This is a genomic window from Niabella digestorum (assembly GCF_036409055.1).
Taxonomy (GTDB): Bacteria; Bacteroidota; Bacteroidia; order Chitinophagales; family Chitinophagaceae; genus Niabella; species Niabella composti.
Window position 1 is genome coordinate 306672 of record NZ_JAZGLY010000003.1, and the last position, 25364, is coordinate 332035.

20 protein-coding genes and 1 tRNA gene are annotated in these 25364 nt (G+C 40.7%); 8 read left to right on the forward strand and 13 right to left on the reverse strand.

All coding sequences use genetic code 11. The features are described from left to right. Positions 1-11: 11 nt before the first annotated feature. A complete protein-coding gene (locus V2H41_RS06805) occupies positions 12-536 on the forward strand; it encodes a TetR/AcrR family transcriptional regulator (protein WP_330974386.1) in 525 nt (174 codons plus the stop codon). A 4-nt stretch (positions 537-540) separates the two neighbouring features. Further along, a complete protein-coding gene (locus tag V2H41_RS06810; protein WP_330974387.1) occupies positions 541-951 on the forward strand; it encodes a nuclear transport factor 2 family protein in 411 nt (136 codons plus the stop codon). Between the two features lie 171 nt (positions 952-1122). Here V2H41_RS06810 and V2H41_RS06815 read toward each other — a convergent pair. Further along, positions 1123-1195, reverse strand: a tRNA-Lys gene (locus tag V2H41_RS06815). 84 nt (positions 1196-1279) lie between these two features. After that, positions 1280-3751, reverse strand: coding sequence for a bifunctional glycoside hydrolase family 9 protein/polysaccharide deacetylase (locus V2H41_RS06820; protein WP_330974388.1), 2472 nt, complete (start codon positions 3749-3751; stop codon positions 1280-1282). Between the two features lie 103 nt (positions 3752-3854). On the opposite strand from V2H41_RS06820, the gene V2H41_RS06825 reads away from it, so the two are divergent. Both V2H41_RS06825 and V2H41_RS06830 read left to right on the forward strand, forming a co-directional pair. Next, positions 3855-4664 (forward strand): SDR family oxidoreductase, encoded by an 810-nt coding sequence (locus tag V2H41_RS06825; RefSeq protein ID WP_330974389.1) that lies wholly within the window; start codon positions 3855-3857, stop codon positions 4662-4664. An 86-nt stretch (positions 4665-4750) separates the two neighbouring features. Then, entirely contained in the window at positions 4751-5578 is an 828-nt protein-coding gene (locus V2H41_RS06830) for an SAM hydrolase/SAM-dependent halogenase family protein (RefSeq protein ID WP_330974390.1), read from the forward strand. 23 nt (positions 5579-5601) lie between these two features. Here the strand turns inward: V2H41_RS06830 and argC are convergent, their stop codons facing one another. The 3 genes from argC to V2H41_RS06845 all read right to left on the reverse strand — a co-directional run bounded on the left by argC (position 5602) and on the right by V2H41_RS06845 (position 8581). Next, positions 5602-6582: an N-acetyl-gamma-glutamyl-phosphate reductase gene (gene argC, locus V2H41_RS06835; RefSeq protein WP_330974391.1), complete on the reverse strand. Its 981-nt coding sequence runs from the start codon at positions 6580-6582 to the stop codon at positions 5602-5604. A gap of 61 nt (positions 6583-6643) precedes the next feature. Beyond that, positions 6644-7861, reverse strand: a complete 1218-nt coding sequence (gene argG / locus V2H41_RS06840) for an argininosuccinate synthase (RefSeq protein ID WP_330974392.1) — start codon at positions 7859-7861, stop codon at positions 6644-6646. Between the two features lie 12 nt (positions 7862-7873). Beyond that, a complete protein-coding gene (locus V2H41_RS06845) occupies positions 7874-8581 on the reverse strand; it encodes a GNAT family N-acetyltransferase (RefSeq protein ID WP_330974393.1) in 708 nt (235 codons plus the stop codon). Between the two features lie 315 nt (positions 8582-8896). Here V2H41_RS06845 and V2H41_RS06850 point away from each other — a divergent pair, with 315 nt between their 5' ends. Continuing rightward, entirely contained in the window at positions 8897-9343 is a 447-nt protein-coding gene (locus V2H41_RS06850) for a hypothetical protein (protein WP_330974394.1), read from the forward strand. Here the strand turns inward: V2H41_RS06850 and V2H41_RS06855 are convergent. From V2H41_RS06855 to upp, 3 genes are all read right to left on the reverse strand, one after another. Next, a complete protein-coding gene (locus V2H41_RS06855) occupies positions 9332-10027 on the reverse strand; it encodes an SAM-dependent methyltransferase (protein WP_330974395.1) in 696 nt (231 codons plus the stop codon). The genes V2H41_RS06850 and V2H41_RS06855 overlap by 12 nt on opposite strands. A gap of 87 nt (positions 10028-10114) precedes the next feature. Then, a complete protein-coding gene (gdhA, locus tag V2H41_RS06860) occupies positions 10115-11455 on the reverse strand; it encodes an NADP-specific glutamate dehydrogenase (RefSeq protein WP_330974396.1) in 1341 nt (446 codons plus the stop codon). A 186-nt stretch (positions 11456-11641) separates the two neighbouring features. Beyond that, positions 11642-12292 (reverse strand): uracil phosphoribosyltransferase, encoded by a 651-nt coding sequence (upp, locus tag V2H41_RS06865; protein ID WP_330974397.1) that lies wholly within the window; start codon positions 12290-12292, stop codon positions 11642-11644. A 200-nt stretch (positions 12293-12492) separates the two neighbouring features. Here upp and V2H41_RS06870 point away from each other — a divergent pair, with 200 nt between their 5' ends. Further along, a complete protein-coding gene (locus V2H41_RS06870) occupies positions 12493-13584 on the forward strand; it encodes an anhydro-N-acetylmuramic acid kinase (RefSeq protein WP_330974398.1) in 1092 nt (363 codons plus the stop codon). Between the two features lie 2 nt (positions 13585-13586). On the opposite strand, the gene holA is transcribed toward V2H41_RS06870, so the two are convergent. Next, positions 13587-14582, reverse strand: coding sequence for a DNA polymerase III subunit delta (gene holA / locus V2H41_RS06875; protein ID WP_330974399.1), 996 nt, complete (start codon positions 14580-14582; stop codon positions 13587-13589). 180 nt (positions 14583-14762) lie between these two features. Here holA and V2H41_RS06880 point away from each other — a divergent pair, with 180 nt between their 5' ends. After that, positions 14763-15755, forward strand: coding sequence for a hypothetical protein (locus tag V2H41_RS06880; protein WP_330974400.1), 993 nt, complete (start codon positions 14763-14765; stop codon positions 15753-15755). Between the two features lie 89 nt (positions 15756-15844). On the opposite strand, the gene V2H41_RS06885 is transcribed toward V2H41_RS06880, so the two are convergent. Both V2H41_RS06885 and V2H41_RS06890 read right to left on the reverse strand, forming a co-directional pair. Beyond that, positions 15845-17899, reverse strand: coding sequence for a putative porin (locus V2H41_RS06885; protein WP_330974401.1), 2055 nt, complete (start codon positions 17897-17899; stop codon positions 15845-15847). A gap of 9 nt (positions 17900-17908) precedes the next feature. Further along, the gene (locus tag V2H41_RS06890; protein WP_330974402.1) at positions 17909-18733 is read right to left on the reverse strand and encodes a purine-nucleoside phosphorylase; all 825 of its coding nucleotides are present in this window, start codon (positions 18731-18733) and stop codon (positions 17909-17911) included. Between the two features lie 279 nt (positions 18734-19012). Here V2H41_RS06890 and sucC point away from each other — a divergent pair, with 279 nt between their 5' ends. Then, positions 19013-20224, forward strand: coding sequence for an ADP-forming succinate--CoA ligase subunit beta (sucC, locus tag V2H41_RS06895; protein WP_330974403.1), 1212 nt, complete (start codon positions 19013-19015; stop codon positions 20222-20224). Positions 20225-20295: 71 nt separating this feature from the next. Here sucC and V2H41_RS06900 read toward each other — a convergent pair whose 3' ends face one another. Both V2H41_RS06900 and V2H41_RS06905 read right to left on the reverse strand, forming a co-directional pair. After that, positions 20296-23778, reverse strand: a complete 3483-nt coding sequence (locus V2H41_RS06900; RefSeq protein WP_330974404.1) for a hypothetical protein — start codon at positions 23776-23778, stop codon at positions 20296-20298. 98 nt (positions 23779-23876) lie between these two features. Beyond that, a complete protein-coding gene (locus V2H41_RS06905; protein WP_330974405.1) occupies positions 23877-25331 on the reverse strand; it encodes a bifunctional 2-methylcitrate dehydratase/aconitate hydratase in 1455 nt (484 codons plus the stop codon). Between the last annotated feature and the right edge of the window lie 33 nt (positions 25332-25364).

A 25364-nucleotide genomic window follows, 5' to 3' on the forward strand; every position in this document is an offset into this window, starting at 1 on the left:
TCCATCTCGACATGACTAGTCCAAGAGAACGCATTCTGGAAACTGCATCGTACCTGTTTCATCAACAGGGATATAACAGTACCGGCATCAATCAAATCATTAGTGAAGCCAATGTAGCCAAAGCAAGCTTTTACCAGCACTTCAAATCGAAAGACGATTTATGTGTGGCATACTTGAATGCGAGACATGAATATTGGTTTTCTGAACTGATGGCCTACGTATCAACCTCTAAAAGCCATAAAAAAAGAATACTCAGCGCATTCGATTTTATTATATATATGAACGCAAAGGAGCATTTCAGAGGATGCAGTTTTTTAAACATTCTGTCTGAAATATCCAAAGAGCAAGAGGCTATACTTTCTGTAATACAAGCTCATAAAACCGATCTCAGAAAGTTTTTTGAAAAAGAACTCGACGATAAGCTACAGGCTGCTCATATTTACTTGCTATTTGAAAGTTCAATTATAGAAAGCCAACTTTTTAAATCCAATGAGCTGGTCGAAAAAGCGAAAAGAATTGTGCACACTTTAATTTAATATTATGGAACAAAGACCCCCTCTGCCTCCATTTACCGTGGAGACCGCTAAACAAAAAATACAAATGGCAGAAGACGCCTGGAATACTAAAAATCCTCAAAAAGTATCAATGGCTTATACCATTGATAGCGAATGGCGCAATCGCAACCTTTTTCTCAAAGGACGGGATGAAATTGTACAATTTCTAACTGAAAAATGGGAAAATGAGCTGGACTATAAACTTAAGAAAGAATATTGGGCTCATACCGATAATAGGATTGCGGTAAGGTTCGAATATGAATACAGAAACAAAGATGGGAAATGGTTCAGGGCTTATGGTAATGAAAACTGGGAATTTGATGAAAATGGTCTCATGAAAAAACGTTATGCAAGCATCAATGATCTCGAAATAAAAGAAACAGACAGATACTTGTAAGCGTAAATTTTTGAGCAAAACGAAATGCTTGTGTTTAAAAATACTAGGCATTTCGTTTTTTTATGCGATTATTACATGTAGTTTTTGGGAGATTGCTGAGAGAACTACACAGATAATAATAAATGCAATAGAATAGACATTAAAAAAGCGCAGCTTTTTCGCTGCGCTTTGTGATCCCGCTGGGGCTCGAACCCAGGACCCCAACATTAAAAGTGTTGTGCTCTACCAACTGAGCTACGGAATCTCCAATGGTTGTTTTTGTATCACCATTCCCGTTTTGGGAGTGCAAAAATAGGAGTATGAATTTAATACTCCAAACTTTTTTTCATCAATTTGGTAATTTTTTTATCATAAACCCATTTTTCTGCAGATGCTTTATAATAATATCTAACTTGTTGTAGAACTTGTCCTTTCTGCGTGGATCGGTTCCCAAGTGAATAAGTAATAAACTACCCCCTAATATTTTCTCGTCCAACTTAAAAAGATGCTGTAAAAGATCTCCACTACTCCTGTAATTTTTTAAACCAGGCCAGGTATAATCGGCATTGGTGCCCGTGCCCGGAGTAAAATTAAGAACTGTTAATCCCAACTCCTTGCACCATTCTACTATCTGCTTGTTATACCACTCATATGGCGGTAAATACCATTTCCCGGATTCAATATTCAATTTGCGCAATTGTTCCAATGATTTTTCTAAATCTGTTTTAAAAGAGTCTTTACTTACTAGCAAAGAATCTCTCTTTGTCCAATCGGCATATAATAAATGCTTATCAGAATGCGAACCGATATAATGCCCCTGTCGATGCAATTGTTGCAGTAAAGCATAATGCTTCTTATTTCGTAAAAAATCTCCCGTAAAAAAGAAGTTCCCCTTAACCTTATTTCTGGCGAGCGTCTCTACTACATGCTTTCCTCCCTCTGCAAATTCGTGCGCAGAGAATAATAAATAAACATGCTTCTTATCACTATCTATTTTTATTACACCACCCTCCTTATCATATTCCAATCGAGATAAGGTATCACTTTGTAGCATGGACAAATAATAAGACAGACTAGCAGTACCATCCATTGTAGGTTCATTAGTAGAGTAATCGCCATAATCATCATGATACACCGCCACATCTGACTGAAAGGCTTCAAACTCATCCGGCGCATAGAGTTTAATGCCGATGAGTTTGTTCCAAATACTTCCATATACGGGACCATCCACCAGTCCTCCAGAAATTTTATAGTTATACAAATGTGTAAATGCCGAATGCGGATCTTTAGGCGCAATACCGTTTTCCGGCAAATCGCAAATCATACTGGTGCCCCAAGGATTACAGCCAAACAGCCAGTCGCGCAAGGCAGCTTCTTCTTCTTCAAAACTTTTATCACCCGTAATCTTTCGATACAAACTCATCTGCGTTAGCATACCTACCACCAGATTGTTGGAGCACCAAATAAATGGTACTCCTATCAAGAAGGGATTATTCTTACCCCGATTTACCACACGTTGTATCCCTTCACGCATGTAACGGATATAAGTATCCCGATTATGATGATCCAACTTTGCACCGAAGTAATGCCCCAGATTGACAAAAGGATACCATTGGTAATGATTGGCACTATCGGCTCCCATCCACGGCGTTACAGGTTCCATATGGGCAAATTGTATGGCATCTTTCAAATAAACACTATCTCCGGTAAGCTTAAATAATGTGATTGCAGCCAACTCCATATCATCCGCATAATTATCCTCTGCATAGATGTAAGGCGATACGACAGATATGGTTTGTGTATTGCCGGGATGCTGTTTGCCAAACTCATAGGCATCGATAGCTTTTTGTACGAGGCTTTCAGCAAACTGCGGATAATAAGGTTTCATCACCTGTGCACCAATGGCAAAAGCTGTAGCAAATTTTCCAGCTGAGGATGCAGCCCCCACAGTTTTATTCTTGTACTTTTCGCCCTGGGGTTTCCCCGTAATGAAATAGACTGGGCGGGCAAATCCCTTATTGGGAGCATATACCACAGAGTCCAGTGTGGGCAGGCGCATGCCCTGATGGTCGCGGTCGTCCGCAATCTGATTATAATACTCCCCTTTCCTCGGATTCATTTTTACCAGCCAGTCCAGTCCCCATTTGGCTTCATCAATCACATCAGGAATATTATTGCTGCCCTCATTACCCCAAGCATCGTATTTATCCTGAAAACTCTCCGGATGCTGCATGAAAGCAAACATCATCTGAAATGTAGCATTGGCCGAGGTAGGCAAATATTGCAAATAGTCCGACGCGTCGTGCCAACCACCGGCTACATCAATATATGTGGAGTCTTTGTTTTTATCAGGATGATAAACGATGAACCCATCTTTTGTATGACAACTATCCTTTAGAAACGGATTATACTTGCTCCTCTGCTGACGCATATACTTCAACACAAAATCAGCCGTTCCCTCGTACACACGATTATCTATCTTAAATTCCGGAGATTTTATGGAGCCAGCTTTGATGTAATAAATTCCCTTTCGGGAGAAAGGAGAAAAATTCAATCGCCAAGTATGTGCAAAAGGACCGTATTTACCAAAATACTTTACAGCTTTTGCCTCATATACCACTTTGTGGGTAGCGGCATCCACTACTTCAAATCGAGTGCACTCTATAGGCTCTTTACTGCCCATTACCGCCACTTTTACATCTGCCTCTCTGTACCCTAGCTGATTTATCCGTATCCAGGCCTGCTGTGCATATATGCGTTCCCACAAAAACATCATCGATAAGGTTATCAGTACCTGACAAAGGACATGCTTTTGAATCATAATCTAAATTTTTACATCAATTTACGAAAATCATAAGGCTCAATGGTATTGATTTTTGAGGTTTTATAATTAGGTTTGTCTCTATAATCAACACCTTGGGCAGATGAACCATTACTATAAAGATAAAGTTGTTGTGGTTACCGGCGGAACCGATGGCATCGGTCGTGCGCTAGTGAGCAAATTATTACATTTAGGTGCCAAAGTAGCCACCTGCGGACGTAAGCATGATAAACTCTATGAGTTACAAGCACAACACCCCTCATTACCATTACATACACTGGTTGCTGATGTAAGCAATGAAGCCGATTGTAAAAGGTTCATAGAATCGACCTTACAAGCTTTTGGGAAAATCGATATCCTTATCAACAACGCGGGCATCAGCATGAGGGCTTTATTTAAAGACCTAGAAGTGTCGGTGATTAAAAAAGTAATGGATATCAATTTTTATGGAGCAGTACATTGTACCAAATTCGCGCTGCCTGCTCTAATCAGTTCCAAAGGTACTATTGTAGGCGTATCGTCTATAGCAGGCTACCGTGGACTTCCGGGCCGCACAGGCTATTCTGCTAGCAAATTTGCCCTACAGGGCTTTCTGGAATGTCTCAGAACCGAACTGATGGACGACGAAGTGCATGTAATGTGGGTTTGCCCCGGATTTACTTCATCCAAAATCAGGGATCACGCACTTAACGATAAAGGTGAGCAACAAAAAGAAAATCCCATGGACGAAAATAAAATGATGAGCGCTGAGGAATGTGCAGATCATCTGCTCAAAGCTATCATGAAGAAAAAGCGCACGCTAGTACTAACAATGACCGGTAAAGAAACCGTGCTGCTGAACAAATTCTTCCCCAAACTGGCAGATAAGCTGGTACATAAATTTTACTTCAAGAATAAAGAACTGGTGAAATAAGTCTGTATTCAGCGTAAATACATGCACGATTAAGCAAAAAAAGATAAATTGCACCCAAAATTAAAAGGTAGGCTGGTACTCACTCAATGAACTTTGTAACACTTACATCCGATATTGGGAACAACGATTATCTTATCGGGGCGATAAAGGCCCAGTTATTGCAAGCCAATCCTGACCTTTTACTGATAGACATTTCGCATAACATTGCACCGTTCAACTATCCGCAGGCGTCTTATGTATGCCGTGGAGCCTTTAAAAATTTTCCGGAGTACACGTATCATATTATACTGATTAATCTCTTCGACAAGAAACCGCAGAACCTGTTGCTGGCTTTTCATAAAAATCAATACATCTTCTGTGCCGACAACGGACTGCTCAATATGATTCTAGAAGAACGGCCAGATATCGTAATGGGTATTCCTCTGGAAAAAACGGCTACTAAAAATACATTGTATTGCACCGAAGTAATAGCCAACACCATACGCCGTTTATCCAACGGAGAACCTATACAAAAAATTGGCATTCCGGATGTAAGCTTTATTGAAAAGAATCCGCTAATGCCTATTCAAACCAATAACTACATAGAAGGGCAAATTATCTTTATTGATAATTTTGAAAATGTGGTGGTCAACATCACCAAAAAACAATTTGAAGAACAAAGACAGGGACGAGCTTTTAAAATTGTGTTCTTACGAGATGAGGTAATCAATAAGATCAGTGAGTCTTACGCCGACGTACCCGAAGGTGAAAAATTAGCGCTTTTCAACAGCGCCGATTATCTAGAAATAGCCATCAATAAGGGAAATGCCGCAGGGTTATTCGGTTTAAAAGGCTATTCCGAAAAAGCCCACAATTCTGCAGTAATCATGCAGCATCAATTACTGTATCAAACAGTAAAAGTATACTTCGAATAATTTTTGCGAAACGTAGCTCTATGTTAGAAAGCTGCAGGCTTCAATCTCAAACCTGTCGTTTCTTCAAGGCCAAACAATAGATTCATATTATGCACAGCCTGACCGCTGGCGCCTTTTAAAAGATTATCCAGTGCAGAGTGCACCACAAGTTTATTCCCAGCTTTTTCTAGGTGAATTATAGCTTTATTTGTATTTACTACCTGCTTTAAAAATATAGGTGTGCGGCTAATCTGTGTAAAAGGATGGCTTTCATAAAAACTTTCATACAAAGGGAATAACTCCTCCAACGAAAGATCGGTGGTAATCGTAGAGCTCACAAAAATACCCCGTGTAAAATCGCCACGCCAAGGAACAAAGCTTAAATCAAAATCGGTATTAGGTTGCAGTTGACTCAGCGATTCTCCTATTTCTCCCAGATGCTGATGAGTAAGCGTTTTATATGCCTGAATATTATTAGCCCGCCAGCTAAAATGTGAGGTAGCTGAAAGGGCTTGACCGGCACCTGTGCTGCCGGTAATACCTGTGGTATAGATATCCTTCAATAAGCCTTCTTTAGCCAGAGGCAACAATCCTAATTGAATGGTTGTGGCAAAACAACCCGGATTGGCGATATTGGATGCCTTAGTAATTTCTTCTTTGTTCAGCTCGGGCAATCCGTAAATGAAAGTGCGGTTCAGTGTCGCTTGTACCCGATCTTTCTTCAAACGAAAATCATTGGCTAGGTCGATAATCTTTATGTGCGGGGCCACATCGTTTTCATGCAAAAACTTAGTGGACTCACCGTGTCCTAAACATAGAAACAAACAATCAATGTCCTGCGAAAGCTGATTTGTAAACTTTAAATCGGTATCTCCTATTAAATCTTTATGCACTTCATGAATGTACTTATCGGCATTACTACGACTATGGATAAATTTAATATCCACTTCGGGGTGATTGATAAGCAGTCTTATCAATTCGCCTCCAGTATATCCAGCGCCACCAATTATTCCGACGTTAATCATGATGTATTTTGTTTTAGAGGAGATTTATAAAATACGCATCACATCCAACTTACTCAACCTATTAGAACCTTTGTCCGTTCTTTTGATAGGCCTTTTCTTTTACCTGATGATAGATTCCGGTCTGGTTTCCGAAGATACGCGTAAATCCTTTCACATCATCCGCAGTATAACCGGCATTCATTTCTCCATAGCTACCAAATTCGCTATTCATTAAATCGTAATCGCTCTCAATACCGATTATTTCATAACGATAAGGATGCAATTGGATAAACACCTTACCGGTTACGTTACGTTGAGAACTCTCAAGGAAAGCTTCCATATCGCGCATTACGGGATCTAATATCTGTCCTTCATGTAACCACATGCCATAGAACTGGGCAATCTGGTCTTTCCATTGTAATTGCCATTTGGTAAGCACATGCTTTTCCAATGCATGGTGACCTTTGATAATAAGAATGGGAGCTGCCGCCTCAAAGCCTACACGCCCCTTAATACCGATAATTGTATCACCCACATGAATATCGCGTCCCACTCCATAAGGACCGGCAATGGACTGCAGATATTGGATAGCTTCAGTAGGATGATCGAAGGCCTCATCGTTTACCTTCACCAGCTCTCCTTTCTCAAACGTTAACACTACTTCCTCAGAACCTGTTTTAGTAACCTGAGTAGGCCATGCTTCTTCAGGAAGCAGTCCTTTTGAACTCAGAGTTTCCTTTCCTCCCACACTGGTGCCCCACAAGCCTTTATTAATTGAGTATACGGCTTTCTCAAAATTCATTTCTACACCCTTGCTCTTTAGGTATTCGATTTCAGCTTCACGGCTTAATTTCAAATCACGAATAGGAGTAATAATTTCTGTACCCGGTGCAATAATATTTAAAATCATATCGAAGCGCACCTGATCGTTACCGGCACCGGTGCTTCCATGCGCCACAGCATCGGCCTGTATTTCCTTTGCATATTCAGCAATATGGATAGCCTGACTCAAACGCTCAGCCGAAACACTTAACGGATAAGTATTATTCTTTAATACATTGCCGTATATCAGATAACGAATGATTGAATTATAATAGTTCTTTACAGCATTTACGGTTTTATGTGATTTCACACCTAGATTCTTTGCATGCTGCTCAATCTTCTCCAACTCCTCATCACTAAAACCACCTGTATTTACAATAATGCTGTATACTTCATACCCCTGCTCCTCAGTCAAATACTTCACACAAAAAGATGTGTCTAAGCCTCCGCTAAAGCCTAATACTACTTTTTTACTCATCCTATTGAATATTTATTTAAAGAGTGAATTCAAAAATACTTTGATGCCTGAGCCAGTACCTCCGTTCTTTTCCTTACGACGGAAAGACTTCAAAAACTTCCATTGCTTAAACCGCAGCAATCTTTCCAGTCCCGATTTGTTTTCCTCGAAAAAAGCCTTAGTCTCTTCCGGTTCGTAGTGATCTTTAGGATCGTATAGCATCGCTGTACACATACAATTCTTACGATCCTTACTAATCAAAATATCGTAGTTCACACAACTTTTACAACCTGCCCAAAACTCCTCGTCTTGTGTAAGCTCGGAATAGGTAACCGGTTCGTAGCCAAGCTCGCTGTTAATCTTCATTACAGCCAAGCCAGTTGTAAGCCCAAAGATCTTGGCATCGGGATATTTTGTTCGGCTTAGATTAAAGATAGTATGCTTAATTCTTTTAGCTACACCGCTCTTTCTATAAGGAGGCGCAACAATAAGTCCGGAATTGGCGACATATTCACCATGGCTCCAAGTCTCGATATAACAAAAACCTACCCATTCCCCGGTTTTAGTAACGGCGATCACCGCTTTCCCTTCCTCTATTTTCTTTTCAATATACTCGGGGCTGCGCTTTGCAATTCCAGTACCTCTTGCTGCGGCAGAGGCGGCCATTTCTTCGGTAATCTGGGTAGAATACTTTTTATCTTCAGAGATTGCTACTCTTACTATAATGTCCTGATTGTCCACTATGTTCAAATTAATAAGATGGGTGGGTGCCGGCCCTGAAAAAAACAACTACATTTTCAGAAGGGATTCACTGACAGGGACCTTCGGCAAGAGGTGAGGCCTGTCAGCAAAGAGGACAACGCTGCGGACGAGGTGAGAAGGTAAACACATCAAAACCAACCGCATACACGCCAGTAGTAATGCCTGCGTGAAACACAAAATGTTTGGTATGAGTAAACCAATGGTTCATTTAGAAACAAATAGTATTTTAGACGTGCAAAAATAATACAATATTCATATTCATATCCTAAAATTTATCCAATAAAATTTTTTGCTATGCCAGTAGAACCATTAACCGTTACCCCACCCAAACCGAAGAAAAGAAGCGGCTGCTTTAAGTACCTTGTCTTTGCCATCTTATTGGTGCTTGTATGTGGAGGCATATACATTTACTGGAAGTTTTATTATCCCTATACCTCCGATGGCGTAAAATCCGGATACCTGAACTTTGCTGTTGAAAAAGGCCAAATATTCAAAACTTACGAAGGTAAGTTAATACAAGAGGGCATACGCGGAGTAATGGGAGGTGGTGTCCAATCCAATGAGTTTGAGTTTTCTATTAAAGACAAAAAAATCTTCGATATTCTTAAAATGAATTCGGGAAAACGTGTGGATTTACACTACAAGGAATACAATGGTGTTATACCTTGGAGAGGCAACACTCGATATATTGTAGACAGTATTATTTCCATGCGGGATGCTCCTGAGCCATCAGGCTTTTAGAAGAAATATGGCAGGCTGTTTGTGCAAATTAGGTACTTGCTGCTTCCATTTTGCAACGGTACGGGTGTGTATTCTTTCATCAGAGCCGGTAATGTTTACCGCAACACACAACTGGGTTGTTGGCTGGCAGTGTTTTAACAAAGCTTCCAGCATTTGATTGTTGCGATAAGGAGTTTCGATAAAAATCTGTGTACAGTTTTTCTTTCTGGACTCGGCCTCCAGCTCCTTAATGGCTTTTATCCGTTGATGTTGTTCTATCGGAAGATAGCCAACAAAGTTAAATTGCTGACCACTCATACCACTGGCCATTAGTGCCAGCAATATAGAACTGGGTCCCACAAAAGGCACCACCTTTACTCCCATTTCCTGCGCTGCGGCCACCAACAGCTGACCCGGATCTGCCACTCCAGGACAGCCGGCTTCGCTAATGATACCGATATTTTTCCCTTCCTTAAGCTTGTTACGGAAGGTATCACGCATAGCCTCCTCCGCTTTTCCTATAGTAAACCACTCATATTGATCAATCACTATTTCTTTCTTCAACTGTTTTAAATAGCGGCGGGCGGAACGTTCATTCTCCACAAACAACACCTGACAGTCGGCTACCGCATCCAGTATATAACTAGGCAGTACATGAAGTGCTCCTTCATGCAAAAAAGTAGGTATAAGGTATACAACTGCCATAAAATTTCTCTTTAAAAAGATGAAGCGAATCGAAATGTTGCTGCAGATACAATCCGCTTCATCCTATTATCCGCAAAATCAATACAATTATACTACACCTTGTGCCAACATGGCTTCCGCAACTTTTACAAAACCTCCGATATTGGCTCCTTTTTCATAATTCACATGACCATGTTCATCTTTACCGTACTTCACGCAAAGCTCATGAATATCGCTCATAATCTCCTTTAGTTTATTGTCCACTTTGGTTCTACTCCAAGAATAACGAAGAGAGTTTTGCGACATCTCCAAGCCCGATACAGCCACCCCGCCTGCATTAGCGGCCTTACCAGGTGCATACAAGATACCTTTTTTCTTGAAAGTAGCTACCGCTTCGGGCGTACAAGGCATATTAGCCCCCTCTGCTACACAAAAACAACCATTGCTGATTAATACTTCCGCATCGATGCCATCGAGCTCATTTTGTGTAGCATTTGGCAAGGCAATATCGCATTTAATTTTCCAAGGTTTTTCATCAGCAAAATACTCGCAGCCGTAATGTGCAGCGTATTCTTGAATTCTTCCTCTGCGATTATTTTTCAAATCTTTGATAAACTCCAGCTTTTCTTGATCGATTCCTGAAGGATCGTATACAAATCCGTTAGAATCTGACATCGTCAGCACTTTGGCACCATGTTGAATGCATTTTTCAGCTGCAAACTGTGCTACATTGCCGGAGCCGGAAATAAGAATTTTCTTCCCCAGCAAAGTATCATCCTGCATCTTCAACATCTCCTCGACAAAGTATACCAGCCCGTATCCCGTAGCTTCGGGACGAATGAGGCTACCACCCCACTCATAGGATTTTCCGGTCAATACACCGTTAAATGTACCAGTAATGCGTTTATACTGACCAAAGAGATAACCGATTTCGCGCTTGCCCACACCGATATCCCCGGCAGGAACATCGATATCGTCCCCTACATGGCGATAGAGCTCAGTCATAAAACTCTGGCAAAATCTCATGATTTCATTGTCTGATTTACCTTTAGGATCGAAATCAGAACCACCCTTTCCTCCTCCCATGGGAAGACCTGTAAGACTATTTTTAAATATTTGCTCGAAAGCTAAAAACTTCAGTACGCTGAGGTTTACCGAAGGATGAAACCGCAGCCCACCTTTATAGGGGCCAATGGCACTGTTCATCTGCACCCTAAATCCGCGATTCACTTGAATTTCGCCTTGATCATCCACCCATGGTACACGAAATATAATTACCCTTTCCGGCTCCACTATTCTCTCTAGGATTTTGCCCTTTTTGTATCGCGGATGCTCCTCCACATAAGGGACAATATACTCGGCGACTTCGCTCACCGCTTGCAGGAATTCTGGCTCGCCCGCGTTTTTAGCACGGACCATCTCAATAAAATTTTGAATAGGATCGTTCATACTTTTTCTGCTTAGTTCCTTAATAATCAATAGAGGTTCAGCCTGGAAAAATACGTAAATATTTACAGCATTGTAGCAATATCTGCATAAAACCTACATAACTCGACTCTATCTCCAATTATGCATAAAAAAAGCGGCTACATAAGAGCCGCATTTCGTTCCTATTTTTAATGTTCAAACACTGTTTTAATACTGCGTTTTACTGCCGTAAGCTAAATCCCCGGCATCCCCGAGACCGGGTACAATGTATCCCTTCGCTGTGAGCTCTTCATCAATATCTCCACACCAAATTTTCGCTTCAGGGATTTCACGACTTACATATTCCAACCCCTCTGTACAGGCAATAGCTGCCGCGATATGAATGATACGTGGCTTACCCTCTTCTTTTAGAAACCTGACGGTTTTAACTAGGGACGCGCCTGTTGCTAGCATCGGATCAGAAATAATTACAATTCTGTCTTCTAAATCGGGGGTACTCATGTATTCTATTTCAATATCAAACGTTCCGTCCTTATGATGCTTTCTGTATGCCGAAATGAAGGCATTGTCCGCTTTATCAAAGTAATTCAGAAAACCCTGATGCATAGCCAAACCCGCACGTAATATTGTAGCTAACACTGGTTGTTCCTTTAACACCAGACTATTAGAAATGCCCAGTGGAGTTTGAGTTTCTACCTGCATGTAGGGCAGCTCCTTGCTGATTTCATAAGCAATTACTTCGGCGATGCGTTCTAAATTCCGCCGAAAACGCATGCGATCGTGTTGGATGTCCACATCACGCAATTCGCGTACCCAGTTACTCACCAGGCTATGATTTTGGCTTAAGTTTATAATCATACATTCGGGTTTTATACGTGCGGTTTTTATTCAGAATTTGAGTTTTCACTACTTTTGGCAAACATACGCCATTATATTTTTTCCTGAATACATCCAATTGTATTTGGATATCCTTTTCGGCTTAGGGTGGCGCAATGTGTACTATTTTGAACAAACAAGTTGTTTAATTTTTTTTAATATTTTAAACCTCACATATATACATGATTTATCGTGCAATTGGTTTAATGAGCGGCAGTTCTCTGGATGGACTAGATATTGTTTTTGCTGAAATATTGGAAAATGGCGGAAAATGGAGCTATGACATTCAGCATGCCGAATGTATGCCCTACCCACAGGAATGGGTAGATAAGCTGAAAAATGCTACATCTCTATCAGCTCTTGACTATCAGCTTTTGCATACCGCCTATGGGCATTACCTTGGAGCATGTGTTAATGATTTTATTGCCCGCCATCACTTACAGTTTAAAGTAGCAGTAGTAGCATCGCATGGGCACACAACTTTTCATCTTCCGGCACAAAAGATGACCGCTCAGCTTGGCGACGGAGCGGCTATAGCTGCCGTTACCAAACTACCTGTAGTATCTGATTTACGGGCAATGGATGTGGCCTGCGGAGGTCAGGGCGCCCCTATTGTTCCCATTGGGGAAAGACTTTTTTTTAGCAATTATCCTTATTTACTCAATATCGGCGGTATCGCGAATGTATCCATTAATAAAGATCCCTACATCGCATTTGATGTATGCCCTGCGAATCGGGTACTCAACATGTTAGCTCAAGAATCGGGTGTGGAATTTGATGAAGGAGGCCATCTAGCCCGACAAGGGCAACTTCATTCTGCATTACTGGAAGAATTGAATGCACTGGAATATTATCAACAACCGCATCCAAAATCGTTGGCAAACGAATTCGGTACAGACATTGTATACCCCCTCATTAAAAAATATGCTCTCAGCTCCTCGGATGCCTTGCACACCTATACCGAACATATAGCTATCCAAATAAAACAGGCATTACAACCGCATGCTGCGGAACTTCACTCCGAACAACCAATACTTATTACAGGTGGTGGCGCTTTTAACACATATCTGATAGAAAGGCTAACCTTTCACTTGAACGAACTCAACATTCAGGTGGTAGTGGGAGATCCCCAATTGGTAAAGTACAAAGAAGCCCTCATTATGGCGCTGATAGGTGTACTGCGCTGGCGCGAAGAGTACAATGTACTGAGTTCCGTTACAGGAGCCGATCGTGATAGTGTAGGCGGGGCCTTGTGGATGGGACAGGAGGCTTAACGTTAAGCCATTACCTTTACTACCATTTCTTTCATCAACTCTGCATCTTCTGTAGGTGCAGTATTAACACCTACACTTTTCAGATTGTACTGATGCAGTAAGAGCAATATCTTTTCTATATTTCGAGCACCGTACAGGCGGGCAGCTTGTGTATAATTTTTTACAAAATAGGGGGAAACGCCAATCTGCTTGGCCACCGCATCCTCTCCTCCCCCTACACCAAAAACCATATACACTTTACTGAAGAAGGAATAAAGGGATGGCAGCACCATTTGTATAGGCCCCATTTTGGGGTTCGCTCCAAAATATTGAATGATGCTTATGGCTTTTCCTAGATCTTTTGAAGCAATGGCTGCCTGCAATTCAAATACATTATACTCTTTGCTGATTCCTACATAGTTCTCCACATCTTCTTCCGTAATCGATTTACGATCGCCGAGGTTGATAAGAATTTTATCAATTTCATTTTTAATTCTGCTCAAATCATTACCGATATGGTCGACAATCAGCGCGTTGGCTTTTGGCGAAATAGTGTATCCCAGACCTTTTACGTAAGTATTCACCCACTCGGGTAGTGCACTATCATAAATTTTTTTAGTAAGAATATATACCGTATTGTCCTTTACAAGCTTGGCAAACTTGGAACGACCGTCCAGTTTCTTATCCTTACAAGCTATAATCAATATAGTAGAATCTAAAGGAGACTCAATATAGGGGGCTAACATATCAGCATCTTTCAGCTGATGCGCTTCTTTCACTATCACAACCTGCCTGTCCGAAAACATCGGATATTTTCTGCAGGTATTAACAATATCGGCCCACTGGGCATCTTTTCCGTAAAAAATGGTAAGATTAAAAGAGGCTTCACTTTCAGAAAGTATATGTTGCTCAGCGTAATTTACGAGCATATCTACATAAAACTCCTCGTCACCTTCTATCCAATATACAGGTTTATATATCTTTTTCTTCCAATCTGATATTACTTTATCTACCGTCATATTTGCAATATAATTTCAAAAATCTTAAAATATGACCAAAAAAATTACAGTTTGGAGGCTTTATTTTGGTTTGGCATAGTTTATGATTTTCTGTGTAAGTGATTTTTTAGGTACGACAAATTTTTATTAAAACCTGCTACACATCATTGTAGCATTTTATTTTTTAAAACAATTGTTTTTATGGCAAACACGAATTACCCTTCTGCCTCTAATCCAACAGATTCGAATACACCAAGCAGTGCCGGAGGAGGCAGGAATTTAATTATTGGTTTACTTATTGCGGCATTGTTGGGAACCTGGGGCTATATGCTGTGGGATAAGAGTTCGCGTTCTGGTTCAAACTCGGGAACGCCCGATGCATTGCAGTCAGAAACAGCGATGTCTGAAATCGACTCTCTAAAACAGATGTTTATCCTGGCTGAAATGCGTCTAGACTCTATCACCGGCGCCAATAATAACCTCCAGGGAGAAAAAACGGCTTTACAAAAAGAAATTGATCAGAAAAAAGCCGAAATCAGTAAAATCTTAACTGATAAAAACGCAACGGCTGCTGATCTCAAAAAAGCCCGTCAGTTAATTGGTGAGCTGAATGGTCAGATAGGTCGGCTCGAAGCTGAAGTCACCAGACTGAAAGGCGAAAATCAGGAGTTGCGTGCAAGAACAGCTCATCTCACCAATGAAAAAGAAGTTTTAACTCAGAACCTTGCCATTCGTACATCCGAGAATGAAGAGTTGGCTAATGCTGTGGATATAGCCAGCACTTTATCGGCATCGGGAATGTCTATTACTCCCGTTCACGAAAAGAAAAACGGCAAGGAAAAAGAAACTTCTTTTGCTAGAAGGGTGGATAAGCTGAAAATTTCATTCAACATTGAAAACCGCATTACTACATCAGGCCCTGCCGATTTGTATGTAATTGTTACAGATCCTTCAGGCAAGATTATTCAAAATCCTGAATTGGGATCGGGAGCTATGACCACCCGTCAGGATGGAGATAGAAACTTTACAGCTAAAGTTCCTGTGGAATATGAAACCGGAACCCGTAAAGGTGTTTCTTTCCCCATTAAAAGTGATGAAGGATTTAAACCTGGTGATTACAAAATCGAAGTATATCACAATGGGTTTAAGATTGGAGAAGGAATTAGAAGTTTGAGAAAAGGATTATTTGGTTAATTACAACACAATTAACAAGTAACAAGAGCTCTTTAAACCGCCTCATGGATAGGCGGTTTTTTTATTGTCCTTGAACCAACAAACATTCACTAATTTACAAATCCCCAAGAGATGCCTAAACGTATCAACAACCCGGGATAAGGATATTCAGGTGCTGCAAAGTTGTTGTTCGTAAAACCATACTGCCCATTCAAAGACCTGAAAGTGTTAAGATTTTCCGCTCTTACAAAAGCTCGGAAGGAGTTTATACGAAAATGGACAAACGCAGCAATATCAGGAAGATTATAATTGAGCGTAGTTTCATCCTGATAGAAAAATTGTCCTAAAATAGGAGAATACCTGTTGGCCTTATACCCTGTTCTGTAGCGGGTATCAAAGCCCATAGCAATTTTCAGGTTATTGAATCCTAAATTACCCTCATACATGAAACGATTTCTAGTGAATATTGAGGGAACATTCACAGGACCATTTCCAATCACTTGCTGAAAATATACATCGGCCAACCATTTCCATTGTTCTTTTTTACCGGTAACAAACGCTTTGTTTACTACCAGCTGAAACAAATTAAACAAAGGAGCCTGTTGAACAGTGTAATAATTGGTGTAATAAACATAATTATTAATCAGATAGTAATGCCCACTCAATCCCAATCTCAACACTGGCTGATAAATATCAGCATACAAATGTGTAGTATTCACTTTATTTAAATCCACCGCCTGCGGCATTAAGAAAAACGAGCTATTGGAGTTGGTAATATACGATGGCGTGCGATTGACATTCTCAAATCCTAATTTCAGAGAACCAATTTTACGCCCCAGTATGCTTTGAATGCTGGCTCCCGCTTCATAATCCCCGGCATTCATTCCTACGAAATAAAATTTTCCGTGAGCCAATATATTCCACTTCTGGTTTTTGGTACGATTACGATATTCCCCGTGCCCTATGATATTATACCCGCTTGTAGTGACATCATCTGTGTAATGAATATCATCGTTGGTTTGGGTAACTCCGTCTCTAAATGCCCCTTTCAGATTCTGCACAGCTGCTCCCACTTTGATGAATTGCTGGGTATTTTCTGCATCAGGGAATGTGTAGATAGAAAAGTCGTTGTATAATTCTTTCCAAAAATCCTGCCTTCTGAAGGGCGATTGCACCTCCTCAATATTATAATAATCGCGATAAAACTGACGAATGCTGGCGGAGGCCGTTGCGTTCACATCACGGAACATATACTTGTAGGTGCTGTATCGGATAGTGTGCTCCAGACGTACCCGAGGAAAGAATAAAGGGATAACAGTACTATCTGTAACCAATGAATCTTTACGCCCTAAATCAAACTGCTGCCGCATAACAGCGTTGAAATCTTCATAAATATTACCGGTTTCAATATTCGTACTGAAAAAGTTGGTACTGTAAGAAGCGTTTCCGATTTTGGTAGGTATGGCATACCTATCCGAATAATCAGGATCATCTATATAGTTCTGCGATGTATCAATACCACCACTCTCCCCTGCTTTCAACTTATTTGCCGCTACAATGAAATAATTATTGTAACGTTTATTTTTAGATTGAATCCAGTTGGTCAATAAATAATTATTATGGCTAGTTTTCATGTTTTTGAAAACGCCGGGCGAATTAATCATTCTGTATTGAAAATGCGCGCTCCACTGGGGTCTGATATTTTGCGCATGCATCAGTTCAATAGTTTGTTCACTACGGGTCCCCAACAAATAACTAATTTCCGAGTAAGGGCGAGTGGATGTAAAAAAGCGGGCTTTTTCTACCGTATATTTATAAACATCAAAAGCATGAAACCCCGCGTCCCATCCGGCTTTCATCGAAGGAGCAAATAAAAAAGGTTGAGCGGCACTACCGGTATTGCCCAAATAATAATAATCTGCAGGAATGGGGTACTTCACCGAATAATCGCGAATAGATGAATCTAGCTTATAACTTTTTAAAGTATCCAGATAACGATAACTGATGGTAATAGAATCCTCCCATTTATTTCTGCGGGCAAGGGTATCGCTACCGGTTCCCACATTACGCAGGCCTCGAAATCTGTCACTCAAACCTCTTACCGGATCCTGAGCTAATGCAGCAACGGATATAAGAAGAAATAAAAATGCAAACAGCCCCTTCATCGACAATTTTTAAATTACTTTGATTAATTCGGTAAACAGATGGGCCAGCTTAGGCTCCGCCGCATTAGCAGCCTCCAGAACCTCTTCGTGCGTGATAACGTTTTCTTCCTCCCTAATCCCCAGATCGGTGATAACACTCACCGCAAAAACCTCCATACCCATATGATTTGCTACTATGCACTCTTGAACCGTACTCATACCTACCGCATCAGCCCCCACTATCTGTATCAATTTATACTCGGCACGAGTTTCGAACGTAGGGCCAGTTACTCCAAAATAAACCCCTTCATGCAACTTAATACCTGCCTCTTTTCCAATAACTTTTGCTTTCTCTATAAGATGTTTTTTATAAGGTTCGCTCATATCAGGAAAACGTGTCCCCCACTCATCAATGTTTTTGCCCAGCAGTGGATTCACTATGGCAAAACTGATATGATCTTTAATGAGCATAATATCGCCTACAGCAAAAGCGGGATTTACACCTCCGGCCGCATTACTCAGTAGTAGGGTTTTTACTCCCAACATTTTCAATACACGTACCGGGAATACCACCTCCTGCGGCGTATAGCCTTCATAATAGTGAAAACGGCCGCTCATAGCAACAATCTTCTTACCGGATAATTCTCCAAAAATCAGCTTACCCGAATGTCCTTTTACGGTAGATATAGGGAAATTGGGTATTTCATTGTAAGGGACTTCTTTTTCCACATTAATATTATGTACAAAATTTCCCAGCCCGCTTCCCAGAATAATAGCAACTGCGGGTATTTCGGCGTATTGAGTTTTTAAAAAAGCCGCCGTTTCATTTACTTTTTCTACAATAGCTTCCGCCATAAGAACGATTGTTTAAGTGAACAAATATAGCGAAAGCTGACATGCCTCGGTAAGATTGCACTAACGTTAACAGATTAATCAGACCTAGAAAATTATACTCAAAAGCCTTCCCTATGTTTTGGCAGCTCCTGCAGGAGGCGATAGTTCAAAAATTTCTGTTTATACTATACATAAAATAGGTTGTAATTAAGCTATAATTACACCCTTATCTTGTGTAGGCCATATTTATCATTTCTTAAATATCATTTTCACTTATCTTCGTGGCAAAAGTTTTTGACTATGAATCTTCATGAATACCAGGCGAAAGAGCTCTTAAAGAAATACAATGTACCTGTTCAGAACGGCTATGCATGTAGCTCTGTAGAGGAAGCAGAAGAGGCCTACAGTAAAATTCAAGCAGAAACCGGAAGCAAGTTTGCCGTTGTAAAGGCGCAAATCCATGCTGGTGGACGTGGTAAGGGTACTATTAAAGAAACCGGTTTGAACGGAGTAAAAGTTGCTAAATCTCTTGAAGATATACAAACTTTTGCCAAAGGCATTCTGGGCAACACCCTGGTTACAGTGCAAACGGGTCCTGCCGGAAAAGTGGTAAATAAAATCTTCGTAGCACAAGATATGTATTACGATGGCCCCAGCGAAAGACAGGAGTTTTATCTTTCTATATTATTAGACCGCTCGAAAGGTAAAAACGTGATTATGTACAGCACCGAGGGAGGAATGAATATCGAAGATGTAGCACATGAAACTCCGGAAAAAATCTTTAAAGAGTGGGTGCATCCTTCAGGAGGCCTTCAGCCCTTCCAAGCACGAAAAATTGCTTTCAACCTAGGATTGAAAGGCGAGGCTTTCAAAAACTGCGTAAAATTTGTAACTAATTTATACAACGCTTACGTGGGTCTGGACTGCAGCATGTTGGAAATTAATCCGCTTTTTAAAGCTGCTGATGATAAAATCATTGCAGTAGACTGTAAAATGAATCTGGACGACAACGCCCTGATTCGTCATGCAGACCTTGCTGAACTTAGAGACATTACTGAAGAAGATCCTACCGAAGTTGAGGCTGGCAAATACAATCTAAACTTTGTGAAGCTAGATGGCAATGTGGGTTGTATGGTAAATGGTGCCGGACTCGCAATGGCTACGATGGACATGATTAAATTGAGCGGAGGTGAACCTGCAAACTTCCTAGATGTAGGTGGTACAGCAAACGCTCAAACCGTAGAAGCAGGCTTTAAAATCATCATGAAAGATCCTGCAGTGAAAGCCATTCTGATTAACATTTTCGGAGGTATTGTACGCTGCGACCGCGTTGCAGCTGGTGTTATTGAGGCTTACAAAAACCTAGGCAATATCGATATTCCTATCATCGTAAGATTGCAAGGTACTAATGCCGAAGAGGCTAAAAAGCTGATTGACGAAAGTGGTCTTAAAGTACAGTCTGCAATATTGTTAAGCGAAGCAGCCGAACTAGTGAAGAAAGCCGTAGCATAAACTTAGCATAATACAGACTCGCATATAGTCCCGGTTGTAAGGAGCAACCGGGATTTTTATTTCCATCATTTTTAGAAGATCGCTGTTAAGGTAGCCCTTCCTGTATGTACAGTTCGTGCGCTCCCTGATTTGCGTCCGTCGTATTGAAAATTCAACTCCAGATTACTTAAAAGCCTTTTCGTAAGCATCACATTCCATAACAGATTTTTGCCCGGCAATAATCCGTCCAACATTGTGTATCCCACTGTGCTTTGCACATCAGCAGAAGAATAATTAAGGCCGTTGTATGTAAACTTTCCTATCAAAGAAGCACTTTGTAAGAGATTATATTTCGTTTCAAGCGTTATCGCGTTAGACACCGACTGTTCTCCGCCGTATTGCTGAGCATTGTTTCTCACCTCATATTTATATCCTCCGGTAAGACGGAAAGAGGTGCTTCGCACATACGACAGAAGCATTTCGCCACTATTTCTTTCAATCTCATAGTTCCTGTTCTGAAAAGAAGCATCTGCCGTATACAGCCCACTTTTTCCTGTAGCAGTATTCAAATTCAAGGTAAATGAACTAGAAATAAAATAGCGTACACGCAGCCCCCATTCATTATTTAAGCGGGTTTCATACCCATATGTCAGAAAAGCTTTATTGTGACTACGCAAATTGCTCAGATCAGCCCCCCACTTACTACTTTGTCGATTAAAGGATAAAGTGTTGGTAAAAACAGTATTTAGGGTAATAAGATTACTATCGCTTAAGCTATACTCAAAGGGATTAAACTCAAACAATCCTGTAGCCATATTCTTTTTTGCTGCCTGCAATGAACTATTCAAAATAAATCGCGATATAAATTTCTGAAAAGAGGAAAGTTCGTTACCCTGCCAGAACTGCTTAGGAGTAAAATATAGTGTATAATTGAGTGTAGTATAATTAGCCTTGATATACTCATTAGTGGGTATATATATCCTGATAAACTTCGCCTGATCCGGGAATGCTGCCAATTCAAATTCGTTCAATTGCTGAATGCCATCTTCATTGTAATCTATCCAAGTATACTGGCCCGTTCCCGCCGGCACTTCGAGATAGGCATATTCTCTTTTTTGCTCCTGTCCCGAACCTACTTCATATAAAACATTTCCGGTGAGAGCGCCCTTCCATTCGTTCATCTGATACTCCATACGAGCAAGAATAGTATTGTCTTCTTGCTGCGGACTTATCGTTTGGTTATACACTTTCAGTTTTCTAAAAGTAGTATTGATGTATAACTGCCGTTTAGCACTGGACAATATTTCAGCTTGCAAGTTCAGGTTATAACTTCTATCTCCTCGAACTAACTCCTTGCCCAGCGGGTATTTATCGCTTCTTGTATAAAAATTAATTGCGTATCTGTTTCTTGCCCCGTCCTTCGATCTTAAATATGCGGTATATGTATCGAATGAAAAAGCAGTCAGATTTAAAGTATCTGTTGTCTTATTACGGCTTAGATTTTCTTCCAGTGTATATCGAGCACCGATTCTCCAATTATCCAGCCAAGGCAATGTTTTGCTAACATCAATTATAGGCCGTAAAAAATACCCCTTATCCACCGTAGTGTTATAATTCGTCAATACTAACTGATTATTGAAGCTCCAGTTCTTCCATTGGGTATACTGCGTAATGGCATTCTGAAAGCCATTGTAATCATCGCTGCGTTTATAATTAGTAAACTTATACTCTACTGCATTCCCTTTTTCATTGCGCAAAGCGGCCGAAGCTTTGATGATACTTTCTGTAGCTCGACTTTCGGTCAAAGATAAACCCCAATCTCTGGTAAACTCCACATTCCGCAAACGTTCCAAAGGCTGAAACCTTTGTTGCACATACTCATAATCGATCGCTGTTTCCAGATGTAACATATCCCGCTCCCGGAGCTGATGTCGATTCGTCAATCCTACTTTTGCAGCATATCCTTTATCATCTCCTTTATGTAAGGTAGAAAAAGTATTGATGTTGTAATTGCTAGCCGCTACCTCGGCCCGAAGCAGTGTGTTGGTAGAAATATTGTAATCTGCACCGAGGGTAAGCACCTCCTGCTTACGCGGTGCTATTAATAATATTACCGGCTCGTAGCTTCCTTGCTTCACGCCATTCACCGGAGCCACATATGTAAATACTTTTCCATTAGCATTGCCATTATCGGGAATATAATCCCCTTTACCTAATCCCACTTCTGTAAATGAAAGGCTGTACAGTGTTTTACCGGGATCCGTGGAATAACGATAATAACTCCTTACCTCTCCTCCCACTGTATCCTGCACCAACTCATACAAAATTTTTCCCGGTCCAAGCGTATCGTGCACCGCAGATGGATAATAAGCTTTATGCACACTATCTCCTATATTAAACAGAAACTGCTTTTGCTGGGCATCGAGCACCTGATTAATAGAAGAGTTTTTCGCATCTGTATTATTAAAGTAGCCAATACTTAGCCGCAATTTTTCCCCAAAATTCACCTGCTGCATGGCATACAGATTGGTATTTAAAAAATTGCGATCTGCGTACTCGAATTCTATCTGAATACGCGAATCCTTTGTAATCATACGTCGGGGCGTAAAGGTAATTTCAGCGGTATTATAATTGATTACATAATCCTGGTCCTCTCCTCGTTTCAGCAATTCGCCATCAATAAACACACGCTCCGTATTGGCCAGTACGATAAAAAACAATTCGCCATTAGCCCCCGAAAGGCGGTAAGGACCTTGATTACCTTCCAGTCCTTGAAATACATTACGCGTAAACTTACCTTTAGCAATAGAGGCACTTACAAGCGTATGCGCAAGAGTGTTGCGCGAGATGTTATTGATAGTCTGAAAGGAAATCCCTTGCAATCTTTTATAAAAGTTCAGAAAATAACTTTTTTCCTCTTTCAGGTCCATATCCCCAATATTCAACTGCCAGTTTCGTTTTTTGAAGCGTATATACACTTCATCAAACTCATTCAATTGCTGCGTATTCCCCTCTGGTTGTATGGCTATATTATTATCTGTAATAGCAGCCTGCAACTCGATGCTATCTGCTAGCATACCACTCAACTGAACGTTCAATTCTGAATTCAACACCACATCTTGATGAGATCCAAAACCTATTTGCCGACCGAAACTTCCTTGCGCATTGATAGTTCCGAAGTTAAACAAACCACCACCCCCTACCCTTTCCGAAACAGGCGGGGGAATAGGCGCTGCAGCGTAATAGACAATACTATCAAAATTTCTTCCCTGAGTTTTTATATTTAATGATACGGGGAATACCCGATACATTACTTTCACCGCAGAATCGGACGGCGATTTCTTCCAATATAAAACAGCATTCACATAATCCAGTAAATAGTATGAAGTATCAACACCGTTTATAGAAAATGAAGAGGGGATAATACTGAGCGTATCAAGCTGATAAGGCTGGCCCGGAATCACTGGAACCAACTTTTCTCTATAATTACTACGAAGATTAGGAGCAGGATGTTGTGCTTGCATATTCAACCCAACCAATATGCCCATCACCAACAAGAATATGATGCGAAACATACGCAATGCACAAACAGATTTTTAGTAATAGCAAAAATCGGGTTTTACATGCATATCGTAGATGCTGAAAACCCGATTGGTAATTCTTGCTTGTTTTTCTATGGTTTTACCATCAAATCTACATATTCATTCACGCTCATATTTACCAATTTGTCATAATCCAAGCTAGCCTCTAATATTTGGTCTTGTTGCACTTTATCGAAGATACGAGCCAGATTGATTTTATACTTCTCTAACAATTTAGGAATACCCTCTTGTCTTCTTCGCTTATGCCCGATAGGATATTCTACAACCACTTCATCCAATATTTCTCCATCATTCAATTCTATCGTAAGTGCATTTGCAATGGAGCGCTTTTCAGGATCATGATAATCCAACGTAAACTGCGGATCTTCTACACACACGATTTTGTCGCGTAGCGCATCAATCCTTTTATCGGCAGCCACGTCATCTTCATAATCCATTGCTGTTAGCCGTCCAAAGATTAATGGAACAGCCACCATGTATTGAATACAATGGTCCCTATCGGCGGGGTTATTCAAAGGACCTTTTTTATCAATGATACGGATAGCTGCTTCATGTGTACGAATAGTAACTTTTTTAATATCGTCACTGGTCTTACCCTTTGCTCTCAAAATATCATGCAGCTTCATGGCCGCTTCCACTGCGGTTTGAGAGTGAAATTCTGCGGGATAAGAAATCTTAAACAATACATGTTCCATTACGTATGTTCCATAGTCCCGCTGAAATTTAAACTCATTGCCTCTAAACAATACATCATAGAATCCCCATGTCTTTGCAGTTAAAACAGATGGATACCCCATCTCCCCTGTCCTAGCAATCAATGCTAGGCGTACCGCTCTCGAAGTAGCATCCCCTGCCGCCCAAGATTTGCGGCTTCCGGTATTAGGAGCATGCCTATAAGTTCTCAATGAATGCCCATCGAGAAATGCATGAGAAAGTGCATTAATCAGTTCCTCTCTGTTCAATCCTAATAATTTTCCAACCACCGCAGTAGAGGCCACTTTTACCAGAATCACATGATCCAATCCTACCTTATTAAATGAATTTTCCAATGCAAGCACCCCCTGGATTTCATGCGCCATTATCATGGCGTGCAATACCTGCAGCATCGTAAGAGGTGATTTACCTTCGGCAATATTGGTTCGTGAAAGCCAATCTGCAGTGGCCAATATACCACCTAAATTATCCGAAGGGTGCCCCCACTCTGCCGCCAGCCAGGTATCATTAAAATCCAGCCAACGAATCATAGCCCCTATATTAAATGCAGCTTGAACAGGATCTAAAATATAATTCGTACCAGGAACCCGGGCTCCATTAGGAACAATTGTTCCGGGCACCACAGGACCAAGCAACTTGGTACAAGCAGGGTAAGTCAAAGCTTCAAATCCACAACCCAAGGTATCTAATAAGCAATAATGAGCCGTTTGCAGCGCCAGCTCACTTTTTATTTCATAATTGAGAACATAATCGGCTATATCCACCAGCACTTTATCAGGCTGTGGTCTTTCATTGTAAATCTGAGATGACATGTGTAATCTTTCGCTTTAAAAGTTTGGTATAAT